Below are 20015 nucleotides of genomic sequence, written 5' to 3'. Positions count from 1 at the left end.
AAATTGCGATATAGTCTAACGCAACTTGGTTGCATTTATTGTTTAATGCAACTGAATTGCATTTTTTTTGAGGGTGTCCTTATGGCTTCTGCGCAACCGCCTGTCACGCCCGTGTTGGAGGGTGACAACCCGATCGACGCACTGCTCTCGGCCCATGGCCTGCGCCGCACGGCGGCGGCGCGCCGCGTGTTGGGCTGGTTGCTGGCCCACCCGGAGACCAGCTACACCCACGCACAGTTGCAGGAATCTTTGGCCGGTGACCACACCGAGCCGCTGGACCGCGTGACCCTCTACCGCCTGATCGACCGACTCACCCAGGTGGGCCTGCTGCTGTGCCGTGTGGACAGCCAGCGCGTGCGCCGCTACCAGGCCATGCCGGCCAGCGTGCATGCCACGCCCCACTTCGAGTGCCAGACCTGCCACCGCGACAGCCCACTGGCCAGTGCTTTGCAGGCAGTGGATTTGGAGAAGGCGGCCCAAACCGCCATTGAGTCGCTGCGCGCCCTGGGTTACCAGGACATGCACCTGGACTTTGCGGTGCGCGGCGTGTGTGCCGATTGCGCCACCGGCCACCCCGTGGCCGATACCGCCGCCGGGCCTGCCGCATGATCCAGACGCGGGGCCTGGCCTACCGCTACCCCGGCACCGATGCGGGGGGCGCGCTGCATTTTCCCGATGTGGACCTGGCGCAGGGCGCCGTGCTCTTGCTCAGTGGCCCCTCGGGCTGCGGCAAATCGACCTGGCTGGCGCTGGTGGCGGGGTTGATGCCCCCCACCGCCGGTACGCTGGAGGTGGCAGGTCAGCCTTTGCAGGCCCTCCAATCTGTGGCGGCCGACGCATGGCGGGCGGGGGCTATCGGCTTCTTGCCGCAAAAACTGCACCTGAGCGCGGCACTCACCGTGCAGCAAAACCTGGCCATGGCGCAATGGGCAGCGGGCCAGCCCGAAGACGCACACGCCATTGCCACCGCACTCGCCGCACTGGGCGTGGCCGAGCTGGCGCATCGCAAACCTGCGCAGCTCTCGGGCGGGCAGGCGCAACGCGTGGCGCTGGCGCGCGCCGTGCTGCAGCAGCCCCGTGTGTTGCTGGCCGATGAGCCCACCGCCAGCCTGGACGACGAAGCCGCAGCCGACGCCGTGGGCCTGCTGCTGGCAACCGCCCGCACCCATGGCGCTACCTTGGTCATCGCCACGCACGATGCGCGGGTGGCCGCCCTCATTCCACCCCAAATTGGTGGCCAAATAGGCTTCAAGCCCTTGCATTTATTGCGCAAGCAGCTATTAAAAGCATAGCAAAATGAATACCCTGCTGCTGGCCTGGCGCTACCTGTGGTCCCGTCCCCTGGGCGCACTACTGAACCTGTTGTTGCTGAGCTTGGGGCTGGCCTCCATCACCTTCCTGCTGTTGGTGGGCGCGCAACTCAGCAAGGCGTTTGACCGCGACCTGGCGGGCATCGACGTGGTGGTGGGCGCCAAGGGCAGTCCCATGCAGCTCATCCTCTCGGGGGTGCTGCACATCGACGTGCCGCCGGGCAATGTGCCGCTCAAGGCCGTGCAGGCGCTGGCCAAGAACCCGCTGGTGGCACAGACCATTCCCATCAGCCTGGGTGACAACTTTGCGGGCTACCGCATCGTGGGCACCTCGCATGCCTACATCGACCACTACGAGGCCAAGCTGGCCCAGGGCCGCGTGTGGGATGCGCCCATGCAGGTGGTGCTGGGCGCCACCACGGCGCGCAAGCTGGGGGCCACGCTGGGCCAGACCTTTGTAGGCTCCCATGGCCTGGGTGCGGGTGGCCACCTGCATGGCGACAACCCCTACACCGTGGTCGGCATTCTGGCGCCCAGCGGCAGCGTGCTGGACCGCCTCATCCTGACCGACACCGCCTCGGTCTGGAAGGTGCATGAGGACTACACCGCGGTGGACGACGAGGACCGCGCCGTGATGGAGGAAGAACGCGAAATCACCATGGCGCTGGTGCAATACAAAACCCCCATGGCCGCGCTGAGTTTTCCGCGCTACGTGAACACCAGCACCGAGATGCAGGCCGCCGCGCCCGCGCTGGAAATTTCCCGCCTGCTGCACATGCTGGGCCTGGGCACCGATGTGCTGCGCGCCTTTGCCGGTGTGCTGTTGCTGACTGCGGGTCTGAGTGTGTTCATCGCCCTGTGGAGCGCGGTGCGCGAGCGCCGGGCCGATCTGGCGTTGCTGCGCATGCTGGGCGCGCCGCCGCGCCGCGTGGCCGCACTGCTGCTGAGCGAGGCGCTGTGGCTGGGGCTGCTGGCCGCTGTGTTGGGCCTGCTGTTGGGGCAGGGCTTTGCGGCACTGCTAGCCTGGCTGCTGGCGCTGGACAACTCCCTGCTCATCGGCGGTCTGGTCTGGCCCGTGGAGCTGTGGGTCGTGCCTGTGCTGGCGTTGGGCGTGTCCCTGTTGTCCGCACTCTTGCCCACGTTCGCGGCCTACCGTGTCAGTGTCCTGGAACTTCTCCAGTCCCGTTAATCCATTACTGAGGTTTTTATGAAAAAAGCACTTCTAACCCTTGTCCTTATTGCGCAAGCAGCTACGTTTTCGATAGCATCCGAAAGCGACAAGGAGACCAAGGAAGACATCGCCCGCCACCGCGCCATGGCTGCTGCGCACGAAGCCGCAGCCAAGTGCCGCGAGTCCGGCAAGGGCGAGGACGTGTGCAACAAGGAACTGCAGGCCGCCTGCAAAGGCCTGGCGATTGGCAAGTTCTGCGGCATGAAACACGAACACTAAGTGCCAATGCCCCTGTGGCAGGTGCGGCAGGCAGGGCGCTTTAAGATAGCCCGGTTGGAGGTCCCCATGAAACCATTCGCCCGCGTTCTTTTTGCTGTGCTTGCCCTTGCCATGGGTGGCGCCCATGCCCAGCTCAGCTCGCCCATGGGCCCTGGCGGTGCGGTGCCCGCAGGCACTGGCGCCGGTGTGCACAGCCCCAACAGCCCGTTTGCCCCGATCAAGGAGCGGGCCGATGTGCTGCCCTGGTCGGTGCTGACCACGGTGAAAACCAAGAACGAAAAGAACCGCCTGCTGCCCGTGTTCCCCGCGGATGTGCAGGCGCTCAACAAGAAGACCCAACGGATCCAGGGTTTCATGATGCCGCTGGAGCCCGGTGAAAAACAAAAGCACTTCCTGCTCAGCTCGGTGCCGCTGACCTGCTCGTTTTGTGTGCCCGGCGGGCCTGAAAGCATGGTGGAAGTGAAGACCAAAACCCCGGTGAAATATTCGCTCGAAGTGGTGGTGGTTGAAGGCCAGTTTGCCGTGCTCCACGACGACCCCTACGGCCTGTACTACCGCATCACCGATGCCGTGGCCGTCAAGTAAAGGGCGCGCAGTTTGATTACCCTGGACCATCCGGTCGTCTCGTCCCTGCTGCCGGTGGTGCTGCTGATTGTGGTGGGGCTCATCACCGGCAAGGCCAAGCTAATCCGCCAAGAGGCGGTGCGCGACCTTTCCAACCTCGTCTTTCTGGTGCTCACGCAGGCGCTGCTGTTTCGCACCATGAGCAGCGTGCATGTGCAGGACCTGGACTTTGAACCCGTCTCGCTCTACTTCGCCGTGGCCGCAGCCTTGTTCACCGGCATGTTGTTGGTGCAGGGCGCCAGCAGCCGCGCGGCGGTCATTGCGCTGTCGGGTACTTTCAGCAACACCGTGATGATCGGCATTCCCCTGGTGGGGCTGGCCTATGGCAAGGACGCGCTGGTGCTGTTGTTCACGCTGATCTCTTTGCACGCGCTGGTGTTGCTCACCTTTGCCACGGTGGTGCTGGAGCTGTTGAGCGCACGCGAGCTAAGCGCGCAAGCCGATGGTCCACCACGCCATCCGCTCAAGTCCATCGGCCTGGCGGTGCGCAATGCCGTGGTGCATCCGGTGCCCATGCCCATCATCGCCGGCCTGCTGTACGCCCAAACCGGCTGGGGCCTGCCCGATGTGGTGGACCGCCCCCTGCTGCTGCTGGGCAATGCCTTTGGCCCGGTGGCGCTGGTGCTGGTGGGGGTGACGCTGTCCAACGCCGCGATTGGCCGCAACCTCAGGGGCGCGCTGGCGATCTCGGCGGTCAAGACGCTGTTGCATCCTGCGTTGATGGCTTTGATCGGTTACGCGTTTGGTCTGCGTGGCATGTCGCTCACGGTGCTGGTGGTGGCGGCCTCGCTGCCTATTGGCGCCAACGTGTTTTTGTTCTCGCAGCGCTACCAGAAGGCGGAGGATTTGGTGACGGCCAGTGTGGCGGTGTCGACCTTGGTGGCTCTGGTCAGCGTGACCTTGGTGATGACCTTGGTGCCTTTGATTGCCTGAGCTTTTTGGGGTGGGTATGGGTTCGGCTGCACCGCTTTTTTAACACCCACTCCCCCAGCCCCTCGCCCCGTCGGCGAGGGGAGCCTTTAACAGCCATATTTTGCTTTTGCGCGCTGACTGCGTGGCTACTCGGGTGAAGTTGCCGCCGTTTCTTCACACCACGGCGCTGGGCTGCGGTTGTGGGACTTCGGAGGTGTTTGTAAGGAACTGCTGGCGGCTGCGCCCGCCAGTGGCTCCGCGCCTGCTTTGCTCTATTCACGACAACCGTTGGCACTGGCCGTGGCGCACCCACACAGTGGCGGCGCTACTTGCGTAGCACCGTAGCCGGCGCGAAGCCCCCATATCGGCTGTTAAAGGCTCCCCTCGCCGACGGGGCGAGGGGCTGGGGGAGTGGGTGTTTAAAAAAGCGGTCTAGGTACCAGAAAGCAGTCGCAAAAGACCAGCAAAAAAATCAGGGCGCCAACCGCTCCCGCTTCCAGGCGCCATCCGCTTCCAAGGTATAGCGCAACCGGTCATGCAAGCGGCTCTTGCGCCCCTGCCAAAACTGCCAGGTGTCCGGCTTCAACCGGTAGCCCCCCCAATGCGGTGGCCGCGGTGGCTGCAGCAAAAACTGCGCGGCGTACTTGGCGGCGTTGGCCACGAGCACACCACGCCCAGGAATCACCTCGCTCTGCGGTGACGCCCACGCGCCTATGCGTGAATCCAGCGGGCGGCTGTGAAAGTACGCGTCGCTTTCGGCGTCGCTCACCTTCTCCACCAGGCCTTCGATGCGCACCACCCGCTCCAGCTCCACCCAGTGGAACTGCAGGGCCGCATACGGGTTGCCGGCCAGTTCGTGGCCCTTGTGGCTCTCGTAGTTGGTGTACCAGACGATGCCTTGCGCGTCATAGCCCTTGATCAGCACCACGCGGGTGCTGGGGCGCAGGTTGCTGCCCACGGTGGCCAGGGTCATGGCGTTGGGCTCAGGCACCTCACCGCTGATGGCTTCTTTGAGCCACTGGTCAAACTGTTGCAGGGGATCGGCGTGCGAGGCTTTTTCGTCCAGCTCGGCGCGCTCGTAACTTTTGCGAAGGTCGGCAATAGAGGTCATGCGGCCAGTATAGGCAGCGCGCCATACCCGGCGCTTGCGGCAGGTCTGCTACCATGCCGCGATGTCGTCGCCCGCCCCCCAACTGCTGCCCGATGCAGACCACCTGCCCGTGGTGCTGGTGCTGGCCTCGGGCCGGGGCGAGCGCTTTCTGGCATCGGGCGGCAGCACCCACAAACTGCAGGTCGACCTGTGTGGTGCCACCGTGCTACAGCGCACGCTGGACGCCGTGCGCGCCAGTGGCCTGCGCTGGCATCTGGAAGACGTGGGCCACCCCGGCATGGGCGACAGCATTGCCGCCGCGGTGCGCGCCACGCGTGATGCGGAGGGGGGCTGGATGGTGTTGCCAGCCGACCTGCCGTTGGTACAGCCAAACACCTTGGTTACCATCGCCCGCGCACCCCTGGAAGGGGAAGTTCTGGTACCGTGGTTTGAAGGCCAGCGGGGCCACCCGGTGCGCTTTGCGGCCAGCTGTGGTCATGCACTTGCCAGTTTGCAGGGAAATCAGGGGGCAGCCCCCGTAGTATCTGCGCGAGCAGCTAGCAAAATGATAGTGAATGACGCGGGCTGCGTGCTGGATATTGACACCGTGGACGACCTGGAGCGGGCCCGCGCCGCGTGGCGGCAATCCCGCTAGTTCGTACCCGCCTGGTAACTCTGCCTGCACACAAGCTGGGGTTTCCCAGTTACCATCAGGAGGTGTAATTTAGTTACAAGACCACCATGCCAGACACCACACCATCCCCCGCCGCTTTGCACCCCGTTGTCGAGGCTGTCACCCGCCGCATTCGCGAGCGCAGTGTGGTTACCCGCACCGCCTACCTGGCCCAGCTGGACCAGGCCGCCAACCGCAAGCCCGGTGCCGACCGCATGGGCTGCGCCAACGTGGCCCACGCCTTTGCCGCCATGCCCGACGCCGACAAGACCCGCGTCACCGGGCTGGACAAGCTCAAGATCGTGGAAGAGAAGGGTGCCAACATCGGCGTCGTCAACGCCTACAACGACCTGCTCTCGGCCCACGCGCCGCTGCAACACTACCCCGACCTCATCAAGGTCGAAGCCCGCAAGCACGGCGCCACGGCCCAGGTGGCCGGCGGCGTGCCCGCCATGTGCGATGGTGTGACCCAGGGCACACCGGGCATGGAGCTGAGCCTGTTCAGCCGCGACGCCATTGCCATGGCCACCGCCGTGTCGCTGAGCCACGATGTGTTTGACTGCGCGCTGATGCTGGGCGTGTGCGACAAGATCGTGCCCGGCTTGCTGATCGGCGCGCTGCACTTCGGCCATCTGCCCACGGTGTTTGTGCCCGCCGGCCCCATGACGTCGGGCCTGCCCAACAACGAAAAAGCCAAGGTGCGCGAGAAAGCCGCCCAAGGCCTGGTGGGCCGCCCCGAGCTGCTGGCCGCCGAGAGTGCCGCCTACCATGGCGAAGGCACCTGTACCTTCTATGGCACGGCCAACAGCAACCAGATGTTGCTCGAGGCCATGGGCCTGCACGTGCCTGGCACCGCCTTCATCAACCCCGGTGAAGGTGTGCGCCAGGAGCTGACCCGCGAAGCCGTGCGCACTGTGTTGGCCATCACCAAGGCCAAGCGCTTTGCGCCCATTGGCCGTGTGGTGGACGAGCGCTGCATCGTCAACGCCATGGTGGCCCTGCTGGCTACCGGCGGCTCCACCAACCACCTGATCCACTGGGTGGCCGTGGCCCGCGCGGCTGGCATCGTGATCGACTGGAACGACTTCTCCGCCTTGTCTGACGTGGTGCCCTTGCTGACCCGCGTGTACCCCAACGGCAGCGCCGATGTGAACCAGTTCCAGGCCGCAGGCGGCCCGGGCTATGTGATCCGCGAACTACTGGATGCCGGCTTCATGCACGCCGATGTGCTGACCGTGCGCAGCGGTGGCCTGCGTGAATTCACCGCCATTCCTTCGGCCAAGGCCGATGGCGCCTTGCAGTGGACCGACCCCGGCGCCAGCAAGGACGAATCCGTGGTGCGCCCTGCGAGCGCGCCGTTCAGCGCCAGCGGTGGTTTGAAACTGCTCAAGGGCAACCTGGGCCGCAGCGTCATCAAGGTGTCCGCCGTGCCGGACGACCGCCACATCATCGAAGCGCCTTGCCGCGTGTTCGATTCACAAGACGCGCTGCACAAGGCCTTCAGCGCCAACGAGCTGAACCAGGACGTGATCTGTGTGGTGCGCTGGCAGGGCCCGCAGGCCAACGGCATGCCCGAGTTGCACAAGCTGACGCCGCCCTTGGCCGTGCTGCAGGGCAAGGGCTTCCGCGTGGCGCTCGTCACCGACGGCCGCATGAGCGGCGCATCGGGCAAGGTGCCCGCCGCTATCCACGTGTCGCCCGAAGCGGCGGCCGGTGGCCCGCTGGCCAAGGTGCGCGATGGCGACATCATCCGCCTGGACGCTGCGGCCGAAACCCTGCAAGTGCTGGTGAGCGATGCCGAATGGGCGGCCCGCCCGCTGGACACCATGCCCGAAGAGCTGCGCGCTGCCAACGGCATCGGCATGGGCCGCGAACTGTTTGCCAACTTCCGCCGCAACGCACTGGCCGCTGAAGAAGGCGCCTGCACCTGGTTCTGAACCAACAACCTACAACGTCGATCTGGAATTACTATGTCTCAAGCCCCCGCCTTTACCGCCCTGCAAGTGATGCAGGACGCCCCCGTCATCCCCGTCATCGTGTTGAACGACGTGGCCCATGCCGTGCCCATGGCCCGCGCCCTGGTGGCTGGTGGTGTGCGCATGCTGGAGGTGACGCTGCGCACCCCCCAGGCCCTGGCCTGCATGGAAGCCATTGCCCGTGACGTGCCCGAAGCCGTGGTCGGCGCCGGCACCGTGCGCAGCAAGGCCGATGCACAAGCCGCCGCCAACGCGGGTGCACGTTTTGCCGTGAGCCCTGGCTACACCAGCGCCGTAGGCCAAGCCTGCCGCGACCTGGGCTTGTCCTTGTTGCCCGGTGTGGCCACCGGCAGCGAAATCATGATGGCGCAGGAAGACGGTTTCACCCAGCTCAAGTTCTTCCCCGCCATGCAGGCTGGCGGCCCCGCCATGCTCAAGGCCTGGAGCGGCCCGTTTTTTGACGTGAAGTTCTGCCCGACCGGCGGCGTGACGCTGCAAAACGCGCCTGAGTTTTTGGCCCTGCCCAACGTGGTGTGCGTGGGCGGTTCGTGGATCGTGCCGGCCGATGCGATGCTGAAGGGCGAGTGGGACAAGATCACCCAGCTGGCCAAGGATACGCAGGCGCTGCGGAAGTAAGCTGTGTTGGTGGATGCAAGTAGAAGAGGGCTGAGGCCCTCTTTTTTATTGCGCGAGTAGCTATGAACTTGGTAGCAAGTATGGCGTTTTTTGGCCTCAAGAGTTGTGGTGTCGCACGCCGCAACACTGCTTTCCATGTATTCTGAGCCCAGAAGGCATTGAGCAGTCAGGTCAAAACTGAACTATTGGCGAAGGCTATGGCGAAACCACTTGCAAGTTGTTGGGCAAAACTGGATAGGGCGGAAGAGACACTTCAGTCACTGACCGCTGAGATTGAAGCATTCAACGTAATCGCCGCCCAGCAGATCGAGTTGAAGCATGACTTGACGCCAGACGGTATGGAATATGTGATCTCTGCGCATGGCAGTGTTGCTATTCCTGCACGCTTTGCTGTGATTGTTGGAGAAATAGTGCATCACATGCGATCTGCACTCGATCACTTAATCTGTGACTTGGTGGCGGCTAATGGTGGTCAAGTGACCAACCGACATCAATACCCAGTCTGCTCAACACCAGATCTGTACAAAGAAGCCGTTAAAAAAGGGAATGTGCGTGGATTAAAAAAATCTACCTGCGCGATCATTGAGGCTCAGCAGCCATACACACAGAATAATCCAGCAGATACAGTTCTTGCCGTTGTGCAAGATTTCAGCAATCAAGACAAGCATCGACTGCTTTTGGTCACTAGCTCAGTTGCTGCCTTGCATGAAGAAATCACGATTGGTGGTGCATCAAACAATACAACGGATGGTTCACAGAAAGTTCCAAATATCGTCGGATTTAAAGACTTTGAACCAGTTGCTTTGAATGCCAGTGGGGTACGTATCTTCTCGATTCAGTTTGCAGAACGCGTGGCTAGCTTTCATGTTCAGGCGCAACCAAAGTTCCATGTGGCATTGAAGCAGTGTGGTGCGGTTAGGAATGCAGTATTGCCTTTCACAATGAAGCACATTCTGGCGGGAGTGCGTGGCACTATCAAATTATTTGAGAATGAGTTTTGAGCGAATCAGATATGAATTCTTGACGCGCACTGCATTGCAATCTAATGTTCTCAATCCGCTCCAACTCAACGAATTCTCATGTCCAAACTTCGCGTAGAAAGTTTCACCATCTCGCTGGACGGCTTCGGTGCCGGGCCTGACCAAGACCTGAGCAATCCGCTGGGCGTGGGCGGGACCTCGTTGCATGGTTGGGCGATGTCCACGCGCACGTTTCAGAAGCATGTGTTTGGCAACGACAGCGGCGCAACGGGCATCGACGATGACTTTGCCCAGCGCGGCTTTCAGAACATGGGGGCCTGGATTTTGGGGCGCAACATGTTTGGCCCCGTGCGCGGGCCTTGGCCCGATGAGAGCTGGCGCGGCTGGTGGGGCGACAACCCGGTGTACCACGTGCCGGTGTTTGTGCTGACCCACCATGCGCGCCCGCCGTTGGTCATGGAGGGCGGCACCACCTTCCACTTTGTCACCGAGGGGCCGGTGGTTGCGCTGGAGCGCGCCCGCGCAGCGGCTGGGGGCAAGGACGTGCGGGTGGGCGGTGGCGTGGTCACCATCCAGCAGTACCTGCGCCTGCGCCTGATTGACGAAATGCACATCGCCATCTCGCCGGTGTTGCTGGGCGCGGGGGAGCGGCTGTTTGACGGCATCAACCTGCCGGCCTTGGGCTACGCCTGCACCCGGCACGAAAACTCGCCATTGGCCACCCACGTGGTTTTGACGCGGCAGTGAGCACGGCAACGCTTACCCAAGGAGAACACCCATGACCCCCAAGAACACGATTTGCATCTGGTACGACGGCGGCGCGCTGGAGGCGGCAGAGTTCTACGCCAAGACCTTCCCCGACAGCACGGTGGGTGCGGCGCATTACGCCCCCGGCGATTACCCCATGGGCAAGGAAGGCAATGTGCTGACGGTGGAGTTCACCGTGATGGGCATCCCCTGCCTGGGCTTGAATGGCGGGCCGATGTTCAAACACACCGAAGCCTTCTCCTTCCAGGTGGCGACCGACGACCAGGCGGAGACGGACCGCCTGTGGAACGCCATCGTGGGCAATGGTGGCCAGGCCAGCCAGTGCGGCTGGTGCAAAGACAAGTGGGGCCTGTCGTGGCAGATCACGCCGCGCGCGCTGACGAATGCCATGGCGGACCCGGACCGCGCCGCCGCCAAGCGCGTGTTCGAGGCGATGATGGAGATGGGAAAAATCGACATCGCCAAGATTGAAGCCGCCCGGCGCGGCTAGTGTTCAGACGGCCCGCCAGCCCATCCACAAGGTCCACACGGCGGTCAGCACCAGCAAGCCGCCCAGCCAATGGCTGAAGGTGGTTTGGCTTTTCGAACTTCCACGTAACCACACGCGCAGCTGCGCGGCCACCAGCACCACCGCGCCATACACCGCTATCTGCGCCGCAGCGGTGATGGCACCCAGCGCAATGGACTGCGCGGCAATGTTGCCCAGCTGCGGGCGGATGAACTGCGGGAACACGGCCAGCATGAAGATGTAGGCCTTGGGGTTCATCAGGCAGGTGAGGGTGGCGCGCACAAAGGTGCTGTGCAGCGCGCGCGAGGGCTGGTCCTGCACATCCGACAGCGCCTGCGTGTTGCGCAGCAGGCCATAGCCCATCCACGCCACATACAGGCTGCCGGCCAGCAGCAGCGCGTTGAACGCCACAGGAACGTGCTGCAACAGCAGGCCCACACCCAGCGCACCCATGGCCACATGCACCATGCCGCCCAGCACGATGCCTGCCACCGCAGCCGCGCCGGAGCGCCGGCCGTCCACCAGCGTGCTGGCCAGCACAAAGGCCATATCCATGCCCGGCAGCACCACGATGCCCGCCACCAAAACTGCGTAGAACCAGAGGTGTTCCATGGCGAATCCTTTTCTCAATTAGTGAAGATGGGAGCGAGTATGTGCGGCAATAGCTGCCACCGAATGTCAGCTTTTACCGATACCATGCAAACATGCGTGCCAGCCGCCTTTTGACCATCCAGATGCTCTTGCAAACCCGCGGGCGCATGAGCGCGCAGGCGCTGGCCCAGCTGCTGGAGGTGTCCGTGCGCACGCTGTACCGCGATGTGGACCAGCTCACCGCGGCGGGTGTGCCCATTTATGCGGAGAAGGGGCGCAACGGTGGCTTTCAGCTGGTGGAGGGCTGGAAGACGACGTTGACCGGCTTCACGGCGTCGGAGTCGCAGGCGGTGTTCATGAGCGGCTTGGCCGGCCCTGCGGCCGAACTGGGCCTGGGCCAGCAGGTGGTGGACGCGCAGCTCAAGCTCATGACTGCGCTGCCCGCTCACCAGCGCGACGACGCGCAGCGTGTGCAGGCCCGCTTTCACCTGGACCCGGCCGATTGGTACCGCGAGGCCGACCCGGTGCCGCACCTGGCCACGGTGGCCGCGGCCGTGTGGCAAGACCGCCAGCTCAGCCTGCACTACGACAGCTGGAAGGCCGAGGTGCAGCGCACGGTGCACCCGCTGGGCTTGGTGCTGAAAGCGGGTGTGTGGTACCTGGTGGCCAGCAGCGACGCCAAGCCGCGCACTTACCGCATCTCCAACATCCTGGGTGCCGAACTGCTGGACAAGGCCAGCACGCGCCCCAAGCGTTTTGACCTGCCGGCCTATTGGACCGACTCCATCCAGCGCTTTGAGTCCGAGCTGGTCCAGGGGCAGGCGGTGGTGCAGGCCACAGCCCAAGGGGTGAAGCAGTTGCGCCAGCTCAGCAGTGCGGTGGCCAAGGCCGTGGCGGCGCAGGCACCGTCAGTGCCTGCGGGCGAGATGGTGCGCCTCAAGATTCCGATAGAGACGCTGGACAACGCCAGCTACCAGCTGCTGCGTATGGCGCCCGATGTGGTGGTGGTGTCGCCCGCCACTTTGCGCACGGCCATTGCGCGCAGACTGCAGGCCATTCAGGTTAGCTATGGGGCGAAAATATGAACGGAATTTGCATGTAGCCCCGGTGGGTGCTGCGCGAGCAGCTATTATTTTTATAGTTATTTTTTTTGTGTGCTGCAGAGAGGCTGAGGTATGAGTATTTCCCAATTGAATGCGGCAGAGGGGCCGCCAGATTCAGCGGTACAAAACCGCTTGACGGCGGCGGGCTTGGTGCTGGCAACCTTGTTCTTTTCGGGCTCGTTTGCCTTGCAGCTGCACGCCCAGTCCAAGACGTCTCGCACCTTTGCCGAGACCTTTGGCTACCTGGAAGTGACCTTGGTGGTGGGCGCCCTGATGGCCATCGTGTCGATCACCGGCCTGTTGGCCTGCCAGCAGTGCCTGGCCACGGATCGCGCCTGGTACAAGTCCAAGCGGGTCTGGTTCATCGTGGCGACGGTGGCACAGTATTTGTCGATCTCCCAGGCCATGAGCGCGGGACTGACGGAACTGGTGTTTGGCGTGAAGCACACCTTCGAGGCAGGGTTTCTCGCGCAGATGCTGGCAGTGGCGGCCTCGCTCCTGTGGGTGCTTTTGCTGTGGGTGGCGCCGCTGCATGCCCTGCGCAGCTGGTGGCCCCATCTTTGGCGCGGGGAGCGTGTGGCGGTCACCGTCACCTACCTGGTGTTGCTGGTCTTTGTGCTGCTGAGCAACGCCATGATCTATGTGATTCAGGACGGTGCGCAGAGCACGTTCTGGTCGGTGTTGCGTGCGGTGTTTCGGCAGTTGCTGCAGCCCATGCTGTGGCTGAACCCGTGGACGCAGCCTGCCTTGACCTGATGATGAAGCGATTGATATGCAAAAAGTAAAACGCATATTGCAGTGGGCCGCTTGGTCGGGGTTGGCACTGGTGCTGGTGGCGTGTGGCAACGGGGGCAAAGGCATTCCGCCGGAAGAGAAAAACGTGGTCATTGGCACCCCAGCCCATATCACGGCCAAACGGGAAAGCACCCACCGCTTGAAGAAAGCATTGCCCATCGGCGTGACCCACCAACGGTTCAAAGACGGCAAGCTGTTGGCAGACGATGCACCGCACCCCTACACCCTATCCAGTGGCACGGTGTTGGTGAACAGCCGGGACAATGCCTTGGTTCGGGTGGCCTACCACGAGGACACCGCGGGAACCCTTTCTGCCGTAGTACCCAGCAGTTTTATTGTCAGTGACCCGTCCGTCGTGTCCGCGGCTGTTGTTGACCGGCAGCTCCCCAATGCTGCCTTGCTGACACTCACGGGGAAAAAAGGTAACAGCTACATCACGGGGCTGGATGCGCGTGGCGATGCGATTTCCAAGTTCATGGTCTTGTCGGCCCAGCCCGAGGAAGACGTGCTGGTTGTTAGTGATCCGGACATACACCCTATGTTGTGTACGGGACTGTCCGTTGCGTTCGAGCCCCTGGCCTGTTACACCGCGACGGCCACCAGCTTTGATCGTGGCCATGTGGGCGATCAATTCTTCATGGACAACTATTTAAAGAGCGGCACTCCCGCCAAGAAATTCATCCTTTTCGATGATGCTTCGCTCGCGAAGCTAAAGGCTTTGAATGCCAATGGATCCAATGACTTCAACAAAAGAGCCATCTATTTCGAAAAAATAGACACGCTGTTTGTCATGAATGACGGTGTTTCAAAAATAAGCAGCATGCGGGTGAACGGCAATAGTTCGGAGGGGGTGCTGCCCAATCTCAATGCACTTGAAATTCATCACGTCGCCACGCAGGAAGAATTTAATACCTACATTGATTTCGGCGGGAAGTTATCTTCCAGCCCGATTCGAGATTTCGAGCAGGTGGACAAGCTGGTGCACGAAATCACCCCTGGATCCAATCCCACGTTAGAACTGGTGGGTGTTCAGTACAGCGATGGCAGTGAACAAGCGGTGTCTATGGATACGGTGGCTTACCTGACAAATGCGGTACGGCAACCTGTGACGAAGCATATCTTTGCATTTACGTCCTTGGAGGGCGATCGCCAGGGCTTGGATTCGGGCGTTCAGTGCTATGTGGCCGCCGAGTTCGGCTTGAGTCCAAAAATTTCACTCAATTCATTCAAATCCACGGCTATTGTGTCTATTGGAGGCGACTTCAAATGGAATGACGGCAAGGCCGAATTCGGTGTTCATCTGAAGCCCGCAGTGGAGGTCGGTGGGCAAATTGGAGTTCAAATGACAAAAGGCGTTGCATTTGAATGCTCATTTGAGATCAAGGAGTTTCTCGTCTCTGAAATTGGTATCCCGATCTTCGGCAATGCAAAGATCATTATTCCTATCGAAGCAAAAACAAGAATTGCGGTGGGGTCGACCGCCAAAGGCGACGTGGTATTGGTGACACCCAAATTCACTCTCGGCAGGGCGGGTGACTATTTGGAACCTGGTGAAACGGGCTTTACGTATTCACCCAATGCAGGTATCAATTCCCAGTATTCGATGGAAGCTACGCTTGCCAAAAGGCACCTGGGCTTGGCGCAAGGTACAAATCTGCAGTCCATGCAGTCGAATGGTAAAAACTCTATCAACATGGTCCACTTGGCAGGTGTGAGCGCTGGACTGGCGATGCGCGCTGAGGTGAAGGCCTGGATTTTCAGCGGTGAGGTGGAGGCTGATTTGGCGGAGGCCATGATCGGCTTTAAAACCGACGCAGGGTATGACATTGATGCCGACACCGAGACCTATAGCAGTGCTGTCTTGGAGGCCAAATCAGGGATCGGGTTGTTTCTGGAGTCCAACCCCTCCATCACAGTGAAAACCAAGTTCTTCAGCTTCAGCTTCAACCTGATCACATTTGGCGGTCAGGATATTTTCTTCTGGCCCATGAAGTATGCAGAGCCTACCGAGGAAGCATTTGAACCTGCAGACTCCAAATCAAACATCACGTTTTTGCAATGCGTCTCGGAGAGGTATGGGAAGTCTGTGTCGACAAACTGCGATGCACCCAGCCCTCACAGCGATACGCGCGAGTATGTGTACAGCAGCCAGCAAATTTCGTTCGATCGTTTGCCTGCCTTGCCCGGTCAGACATCGTTTACGGGGTCCGACTACCTGTACCAATATGTGTACCTGGATAAAGGCACCGGCAAGCCTGTGACGGTTTCCATCCCTTCCATCACTGAAGGAGCAGGCAAGGATGCTGAGATCAAAATCAACAAATACGGAGTGACGAATATCGTGGCTGAGTCCATCCGCAGCATTCCGACCCAGATGGGGCCGGATGGGCGCGCCCAAAGTCCCACGTGTTGGATTTGGTTCAAGGGTGAGGAGCAGTACCGAGACCTGCTCCGGTCGTGCATTTAAGCCCCGACTTGGTGTCTGGGCTCCGCATGGCGGCGTCGTCGGGGTTCAGCGCAATCCGCTGCCAGCTGCACCGTGTTGGCGTTGGATCAGCTCAATCTTGTACCCATCCGGATCCGTCACAAACGCAATCACCGTGCTGCCGCCCTTCACAGGCCCGGCCTCGCGCGTCACGTTGCCGCCGGCGGCCTTGATCTTCTCGCAGGCCGCATACGCATCGGGCACGCCCAGCGCAATGTGACCATAGGCGGTTCCGATGTCGTAGCTCTCCACGCCCCAGTTGTAGGTCAGCTCGATCTCGGCCTGGCCGGGGTTGCCGCCGTCGAAACCGAGGAAGGCGAGGCTGTATTTGTACTCGGGGTTGTCGGACTGGCGCAGCAGCTGCATGCCCAGCACCTGGGTGTAGAAATCGATGGAGCGTTGAAGGTTGCCAACGCGCAGCATGGTGTGGAGGAATTGCACGGGAGTTTCTTTCGGGAAAGGAAGCGGCGAGCATAGCGCGCCCGCCTTTTCCGTGGCCGCATCTCAGGTATCAGTGGCGGCGGAACACCAGCGTGCCGTTGGTACCGCCAAAGCCGAAGTTGTTTTTCACGGCGATGTCGATCCGCAGGTCACGCGCCGTGTGGGCACAGTAGTCCAGATCGCACTCGGCATCCGGGTTGTCCAGGTTGAGCGTAGGCGGCACGGTCTGGTGGTGCAGCGCCAGCACAGTGAACACCGACTCCACGCCGCCTGCGCCGCCCAGCAGGTGGCCGGTCATGGACTTGGTGGAGCTGACCACGAACCGGTGCGCGTGTTCGCCAAACACCTGCTTGATGGCCCGTGTCTCGTTGAGGTCGCCCGGTGGCGTGGAGGTGCCGTGGGCGTTGAGGTACTGCACATCGGCGGGGTTGATCTGTGCATTGCGCAGCGCGGCGCGCATGGAGCGGCTGGGGCCGGCCACATTGGGCATCGTAATGTGGTGCGCGTCGCTGGACATGCCAAAGCCCGCCAGTTCGGCGTAGATCCTGGCGCCGCGCCGTTTGGCATGTTCATATTCCTCCAGCACCAGCACACCGGCACCTTCGCCCAGCACAAAACCATCGCGGTCCCGGTCCCAGGGGCGGGAGGCTGCGCTGGGGTCATCATTGCGGGTAGACAGGGCCCGTGCCGAGGCAAAACCGCCCACCCCCAACGGCGTGATCTGGCTCTCCGAACTCCCGGCCACCATCACATCCACATCGCCGTACTCGATGAGGCGGCCGGCATCGCCGATGCAATGCAGGCCCGTCGTGCAGGCGGTGGCGATGGCGAGGTTGGGTCCGGTGAAGCCGAAGCGGATCGACACATGGCCCGAGACCATGTTGATGATGGACGCGGGCACGAAGAAGGGCGAGATGCGGCGTGCGCCGCGTTCCAGGTACTCCTGGTGTGTGGCCTCGATGACGGGTAGGCCGCCGATGCCGGAGCCGATCAGCGTGCCGATGCGCTCTGCTTGCTCTTCACTCAGCGCATCGCCCGTGTCCAGCCCCGCATCCTGCACCGCCTGGATGGCGGCGGCCATGCCGTAATGGATGAAGCGGTCCATGTGGCGCGCTTCCTTGGCCGAGACGTAAGGCTCGATGTTGAAGTTCTTCACTTCCCCGGCAAAGCGTGTTGTCAGGGCCGAGGCATCAAAGTGCGTGATGGGCGCAATGCCCGATCGGCCTGCCGTCAGATTGGCCCAGGCCTCCGGCACGGTGTTGCCCACCGGGCTGACCAGGCCCAGGCCGGTGACGACGACGCGGCGCCGACTCATTGGCCGCCTTTCGCATCCGCTGCAGGCAGCTTGAGGTCGAACACCATGCAGGTGGTGGTGGCATGGGCGTAGAGCGTGCCGTCGGGCCCGATGATGCGCGCTTCGGCGGTGGCGAGCTGGCGGCCGCAGTGAATGACCTTGCCTTCGGCGCGCACGCGTGGTGTCTTGGCGGGGTTGATGGCCTTGACCAGATTCACGCCCAGCTCTGCCGTGGTGTAGCCGCGCCCGGCGGGCATCAGCGTGTGCACGGCACAACCCAGGGCCGAGTCCAGCATCGTGGCGTACCAGCCACCGTGAATGCTACCCATGGGGTTGAGGTGGGCGGGCCCGGGGCTGCCCTGAAACACGGCACGCCCCTCGGACACTTCAATGATGGTGAAGTCCAGTGTTTTGGCAATGGCGGCGTAGGGCAGCTCGCCGCGCAGCATGGCCTGCAGCAGCTCCATTCCGGTCAGGTGGGCCACCTGGTCCGGGCGGGCCACGCCAGGGCCGGGGCCTGCGTTCAGGCGGGCGAGAACGGCGGTCTCGTCAGACAGCCAGGTGTCCAGGGTAGAGGGTGTGGTCATGGGGGGCATCCAAATCGTGTGAGTAGGGCTATTGATGACGTATTGTTGCATATACAACTGATGCAACTACAATCATCGGCATGAAAACCCTAGTCAAGCCCGCCGCCACTGCGGACATTCTCAAACCGCAGGGCTGCACCAACCTCAAGCTGCGCCAGCTCACGCGCCGCGTGACCCAACATTACGACGCGGAGTTGGCCAAGATGGGTTTGAAGACCACGCAGTATTCGCTGCTGTCCCACGTGGTGAAGCTGGGGCCGTTGCGCGCGGTGGACCTGGCGGCCGCCATGCGCATGAGTACCTCCACGCTGTCACGCAACCTGCAGCCCCTTATTGCCAGCGACTGGGTTGCGGTGAATGCGGGTGACGACGCACGCAGCCGCCTGATCAGCGCCACCGAGGCCGGCCACACCAAGCGCACCGAGGCTCAGCGCAAGTGGCGTGTGGCGCAAGAAAGCATCAACGCCACCTTGGGCCTTGGGCGTGTGCTGGCCCTGCATGCGCTGATTGACGAATCCCTGGAGCTGTTGTCCCCCCTGGAATCTGGAGAAGACGATGTCTGAGTCCCCCACCGTGACGAGTACCCCGCGCACCTTTGCGGTATGGGTAATCTTGGCCGCCGCAGCAGGCGCCTTTGCCCTGACCATGGGGGTACGCCAGACCATGGGTCTGTTTCTCAGTTCCTTGAACACGGCCACCGGCCTGGGTGTGGGCAGCATCAGCCTGGCGTTTGCATTTGGGCAGCTGTGGTGGGGGCTCACGCAGCCTTTTGCCGGTGCCTTTGCTGACCGTGTGGGTGCTGGGCGCGTGCTGCTGCTGGGTGTGGCGCTGGTGGCGCTGGGTACCTTCATCACGCCGTTCATGACGACGACTGCAGGCTTGATCTTTGCGATTGGCGTGCTGGCTGCCGGCGGCGCCGGCATGGCGGGGCCTGCGGTGCTGATGGCGGCTACCACGCGCCTGCTGCCCGCCAACAAGCGTGGCATGGCCACCGGCATTGTGAATGCGGGCGGCTCCTTCGGCCAGTTCATCATGGCGCCTATTGCTGGCGCGCTGATGGTCAGCGTGGGCTGGGGCAATGCCATGCAGGTGATGGCCGGCCTGGTGCTGTTGGCGCTGCCTGCGGCCTACTTTTTGCAGGGCAACAACGTGCTGGCAGTGGCACCCGGCGTCAAGACCATGGGTACCGGTGAGGCCGTGCGTCTGGCGCTGCGTACCCCCAGCTTCCTGCTGTTGGCGGCGGGCTTCTTTGTGTGCGGATTTCATGTGGCGTTTCTGGCCACGCACTTGCCGGGTGTGGTTGCTGCGTGCGGTTTGCCGACGCAATGGGGCGCCTGGGCGCTCGGTATCTTGGGCCTGTTCAACATCGTTGGCAGCGTCGCCATGGGCTGGGCCGTGGGCCGCTGGCGCATGAAGTCGTTGCTGTCGCTGGTTTACGCCGTGCGTGCCGTGGCTGTGCTGGTATTTCTCTTGGCCCCCAAAACGGGTCCGGTGGTGCTGGTGTTTGCCGCAGTCATGGGCGTGAGTTTTTTGTCCACCGTGCCGCCCACAGCGGGCCTGGTGGCCAAGTTTTTTGGCACGGCGCACATGGCCACACTGTTTGGCCTGGTGATGCTGACGCACCAGGTGGGCGGCTTTCTGGGTGCATTTTTGGGCGGCAAGATCTTCGATGCGACCGGCAGCTACAACTGGGTCTGGTACATCGACATCGTGCTGGCCGTGGGGGCAGCGCTGATCCACCTCCCGATCAAAGAGGCCAAGCTGGTGCGCCAGCCCGCGTGAGCAGGGGACA

22 protein-coding genes are annotated in these 20015 nt (G+C 62.4%); 17 read left to right on the top strand and 5 right to left on the bottom strand.

Annotated features, from left to right (window positions below; translation table 11 throughout):
• Positions 1-81: 81 nt before the first annotated feature.
• From AC3WS7_RS17635 to AC3WS7_RS17610, 6 genes are all read left to right on the top strand, one after another.
• A complete protein-coding gene (locus tag AC3WS7_RS17635) occupies positions 82-609 on the top strand; it encodes a Fur family transcriptional regulator (protein ID WP_296471394.1) in 528 nt (175 codons plus the stop codon).
• Entirely contained in the window at positions 606-1292 is a 687-nt protein-coding gene (locus tag AC3WS7_RS17630) for an ABC transporter ATP-binding protein (RefSeq protein ID WP_492657266.1), read from the top strand. The genes AC3WS7_RS17635 and AC3WS7_RS17630 overlap by 4 nt, the downstream gene beginning before the upstream one ends.
• 4 nt (positions 1293-1296) lie before the next feature.
• Entirely contained in the window at positions 1297-2499 is a 1203-nt protein-coding gene (locus AC3WS7_RS17625) for an ABC transporter permease (protein WP_492657265.1), read from the top strand.
• Positions 2500-2517: 18 nt separating this feature from the next.
• Positions 2518-2760 carry a hypothetical protein gene (locus AC3WS7_RS17620; RefSeq protein WP_296471400.1) on the top strand — a complete coding sequence of 81 codons (243 nt, stop codon included), beginning with the start codon at positions 2518-2520 and terminating at the stop codon, positions 2758-2760.
• A gap of 66 nt (positions 2761-2826) precedes the next feature.
• Positions 2827-3345 (top strand): DUF3299 domain-containing protein, encoded by a 519-nt coding sequence (locus AC3WS7_RS17615; protein WP_492657264.1) that lies wholly within the window; start codon positions 2827-2829, stop codon positions 3343-3345.
• A 21-nt stretch (positions 3346-3366) separates the two neighbouring features.
• On the top strand, positions 3367-4317 hold the full coding sequence (locus AC3WS7_RS17610; RefSeq protein WP_492657274.1) for an AEC family transporter: 951 nt from the start codon (positions 3367-3369) through the stop codon (positions 4315-4317).
• A 451-nt stretch (positions 4318-4768) separates the two neighbouring features.
• Here AC3WS7_RS17610 and pdxH read toward each other — a convergent pair whose 3' ends face one another.
• On the bottom strand, positions 4769-5407 hold the full coding sequence (gene pdxH, locus AC3WS7_RS17605) for a pyridoxamine 5'-phosphate oxidase (protein ID WP_492657263.1): 639 nt from the start codon (positions 5405-5407) through the stop codon (positions 4769-4771).
• 61 nt (positions 5408-5468) lie between these two features.
• Between pdxH and AC3WS7_RS17600 the strand changes: the two genes are divergently transcribed.
• From AC3WS7_RS17600 to AC3WS7_RS17575, 6 genes are all read left to right on the top strand, one after another.
• Entirely contained in the window at positions 5469-6041 is a 573-nt protein-coding gene (locus AC3WS7_RS17600; RefSeq protein ID WP_492657262.1) for a nucleotidyltransferase family protein, read from the top strand.
• Positions 6042-6127: 86 nt separating this feature from the next.
• On the top strand, positions 6128-7996 hold the full coding sequence (gene edd, locus AC3WS7_RS17595; RefSeq protein ID WP_296471406.1) for a phosphogluconate dehydratase: 1869 nt from the start codon (positions 6128-6130) through the stop codon (positions 7994-7996).
• Positions 7997-8029: 33 nt separating this feature from the next.
• Complete coding sequence (gene eda / locus AC3WS7_RS17590) at positions 8030-8671, top strand: bifunctional 4-hydroxy-2-oxoglutarate aldolase/2-dehydro-3-deoxy-phosphogluconate aldolase (protein ID WP_296471408.1); 642 nt, start codon at positions 8030-8032, stop codon at positions 8669-8671.
• A 197-nt stretch (positions 8672-8868) separates the two neighbouring features.
• Positions 8869-9672 carry a hypothetical protein gene (locus AC3WS7_RS17585; RefSeq protein ID WP_492657261.1) on the top strand — a complete coding sequence of 268 codons (804 nt, stop codon included), beginning with the start codon at positions 8869-8871 and terminating at the stop codon, positions 9670-9672.
• A 78-nt stretch (positions 9673-9750) separates the two neighbouring features.
• Positions 9751-10398 (top strand): dihydrofolate reductase family protein, encoded by a 648-nt coding sequence (locus AC3WS7_RS17580; RefSeq protein ID WP_492657260.1) that lies wholly within the window; start codon positions 9751-9753, stop codon positions 10396-10398.
• Positions 10399-10429: 31 nt separating this feature from the next.
• Positions 10430-10909: a VOC family protein gene (locus AC3WS7_RS17575; protein WP_492657259.1), complete on the top strand. Its 480-nt coding sequence runs from the start codon at positions 10430-10432 to the stop codon at positions 10907-10909.
• A 3-nt stretch (positions 10910-10912) separates the two neighbouring features.
• On the opposite strand, the gene AC3WS7_RS17570 is transcribed toward AC3WS7_RS17575, so the two are convergent.
• Positions 10913-11539: a LysE family translocator gene (locus AC3WS7_RS17570; protein WP_492657258.1), complete on the bottom strand. Its 627-nt coding sequence runs from the start codon at positions 11537-11539 to the stop codon at positions 10913-10915.
• Positions 11540-11631: 92 nt separating this feature from the next.
• Here AC3WS7_RS17570 and AC3WS7_RS17565 point away from each other — a divergent pair, with 92 nt between their 5' ends.
• The 3 genes from AC3WS7_RS17565 to AC3WS7_RS17555 all read left to right on the top strand — a co-directional run bounded on the left by AC3WS7_RS17565 (position 11632) and on the right by AC3WS7_RS17555 (position 15883).
• Positions 11632-12603, top strand: coding sequence for a helix-turn-helix transcriptional regulator (locus AC3WS7_RS17565; protein WP_492657257.1), 972 nt, complete (start codon positions 11632-11634; stop codon positions 12601-12603).
• Positions 12604-12693: 90 nt separating this feature from the next.
• Positions 12694-13377: a hypothetical protein gene (locus AC3WS7_RS17560; RefSeq protein WP_296471418.1), complete on the top strand. Its 684-nt coding sequence runs from the start codon at positions 12694-12696 to the stop codon at positions 13375-13377.
• A 16-nt stretch (positions 13378-13393) separates the two neighbouring features.
• Entirely contained in the window at positions 13394-15883 is a 2490-nt protein-coding gene (locus AC3WS7_RS17555; protein ID WP_492657256.1) for a hypothetical protein, read from the top strand.
• A gap of 45 nt (positions 15884-15928) precedes the next feature.
• Here the strand turns inward: AC3WS7_RS17555 and gloA are convergent, their stop codons facing one another.
• The 3 genes from gloA to AC3WS7_RS17540 form a co-directional block, all read right to left on the bottom strand.
• Complete coding sequence (gloA, locus tag AC3WS7_RS17550) at positions 15929-16342, bottom strand: lactoylglutathione lyase (protein ID WP_492657255.1); 414 nt, start codon at positions 16340-16342, stop codon at positions 15929-15931.
• 70 nt (positions 16343-16412) lie between these two features.
• Positions 16413-17657, bottom strand: a complete 1245-nt coding sequence (gene fabF / locus AC3WS7_RS17545) for a beta-ketoacyl-ACP synthase II (RefSeq protein WP_492657254.1) — start codon at positions 17655-17657, stop codon at positions 16413-16415.
• Positions 17654-18223, bottom strand: a complete 570-nt coding sequence (locus AC3WS7_RS17540) for a PaaI family thioesterase (protein WP_492657253.1) — start codon at positions 18221-18223, stop codon at positions 17654-17656. The genes fabF and AC3WS7_RS17540 overlap by 4 nt, the downstream gene beginning before the upstream one ends.
• Before the next feature lie 80 nt (positions 18224-18303).
• On the opposite strand from AC3WS7_RS17540, the gene AC3WS7_RS17535 reads away from it, so the two are divergent.
• A complete protein-coding gene (locus AC3WS7_RS17535) occupies positions 18304-18786 on the top strand; it encodes a MarR family winged helix-turn-helix transcriptional regulator (protein WP_492657252.1) in 483 nt (160 codons plus the stop codon).
• Complete coding sequence (locus AC3WS7_RS17530; protein ID WP_492657251.1) at positions 18779-20005, top strand: MFS transporter; 1227 nt, start codon at positions 18779-18781, stop codon at positions 20003-20005. The genes AC3WS7_RS17535 and AC3WS7_RS17530 overlap by 8 nt, the downstream gene beginning before the upstream one ends.
• The last annotated feature ends 10 nt before the right edge of the window (positions 20006-20015 follow it).

The organism is Rhodoferax sp. EU05-FHT12H12 (assembly GCF_058791215.1).
Note: the sequence above shows the minus strand (reverse complement) of the source record. Positions and strands in the feature narration are given on the sequence as shown.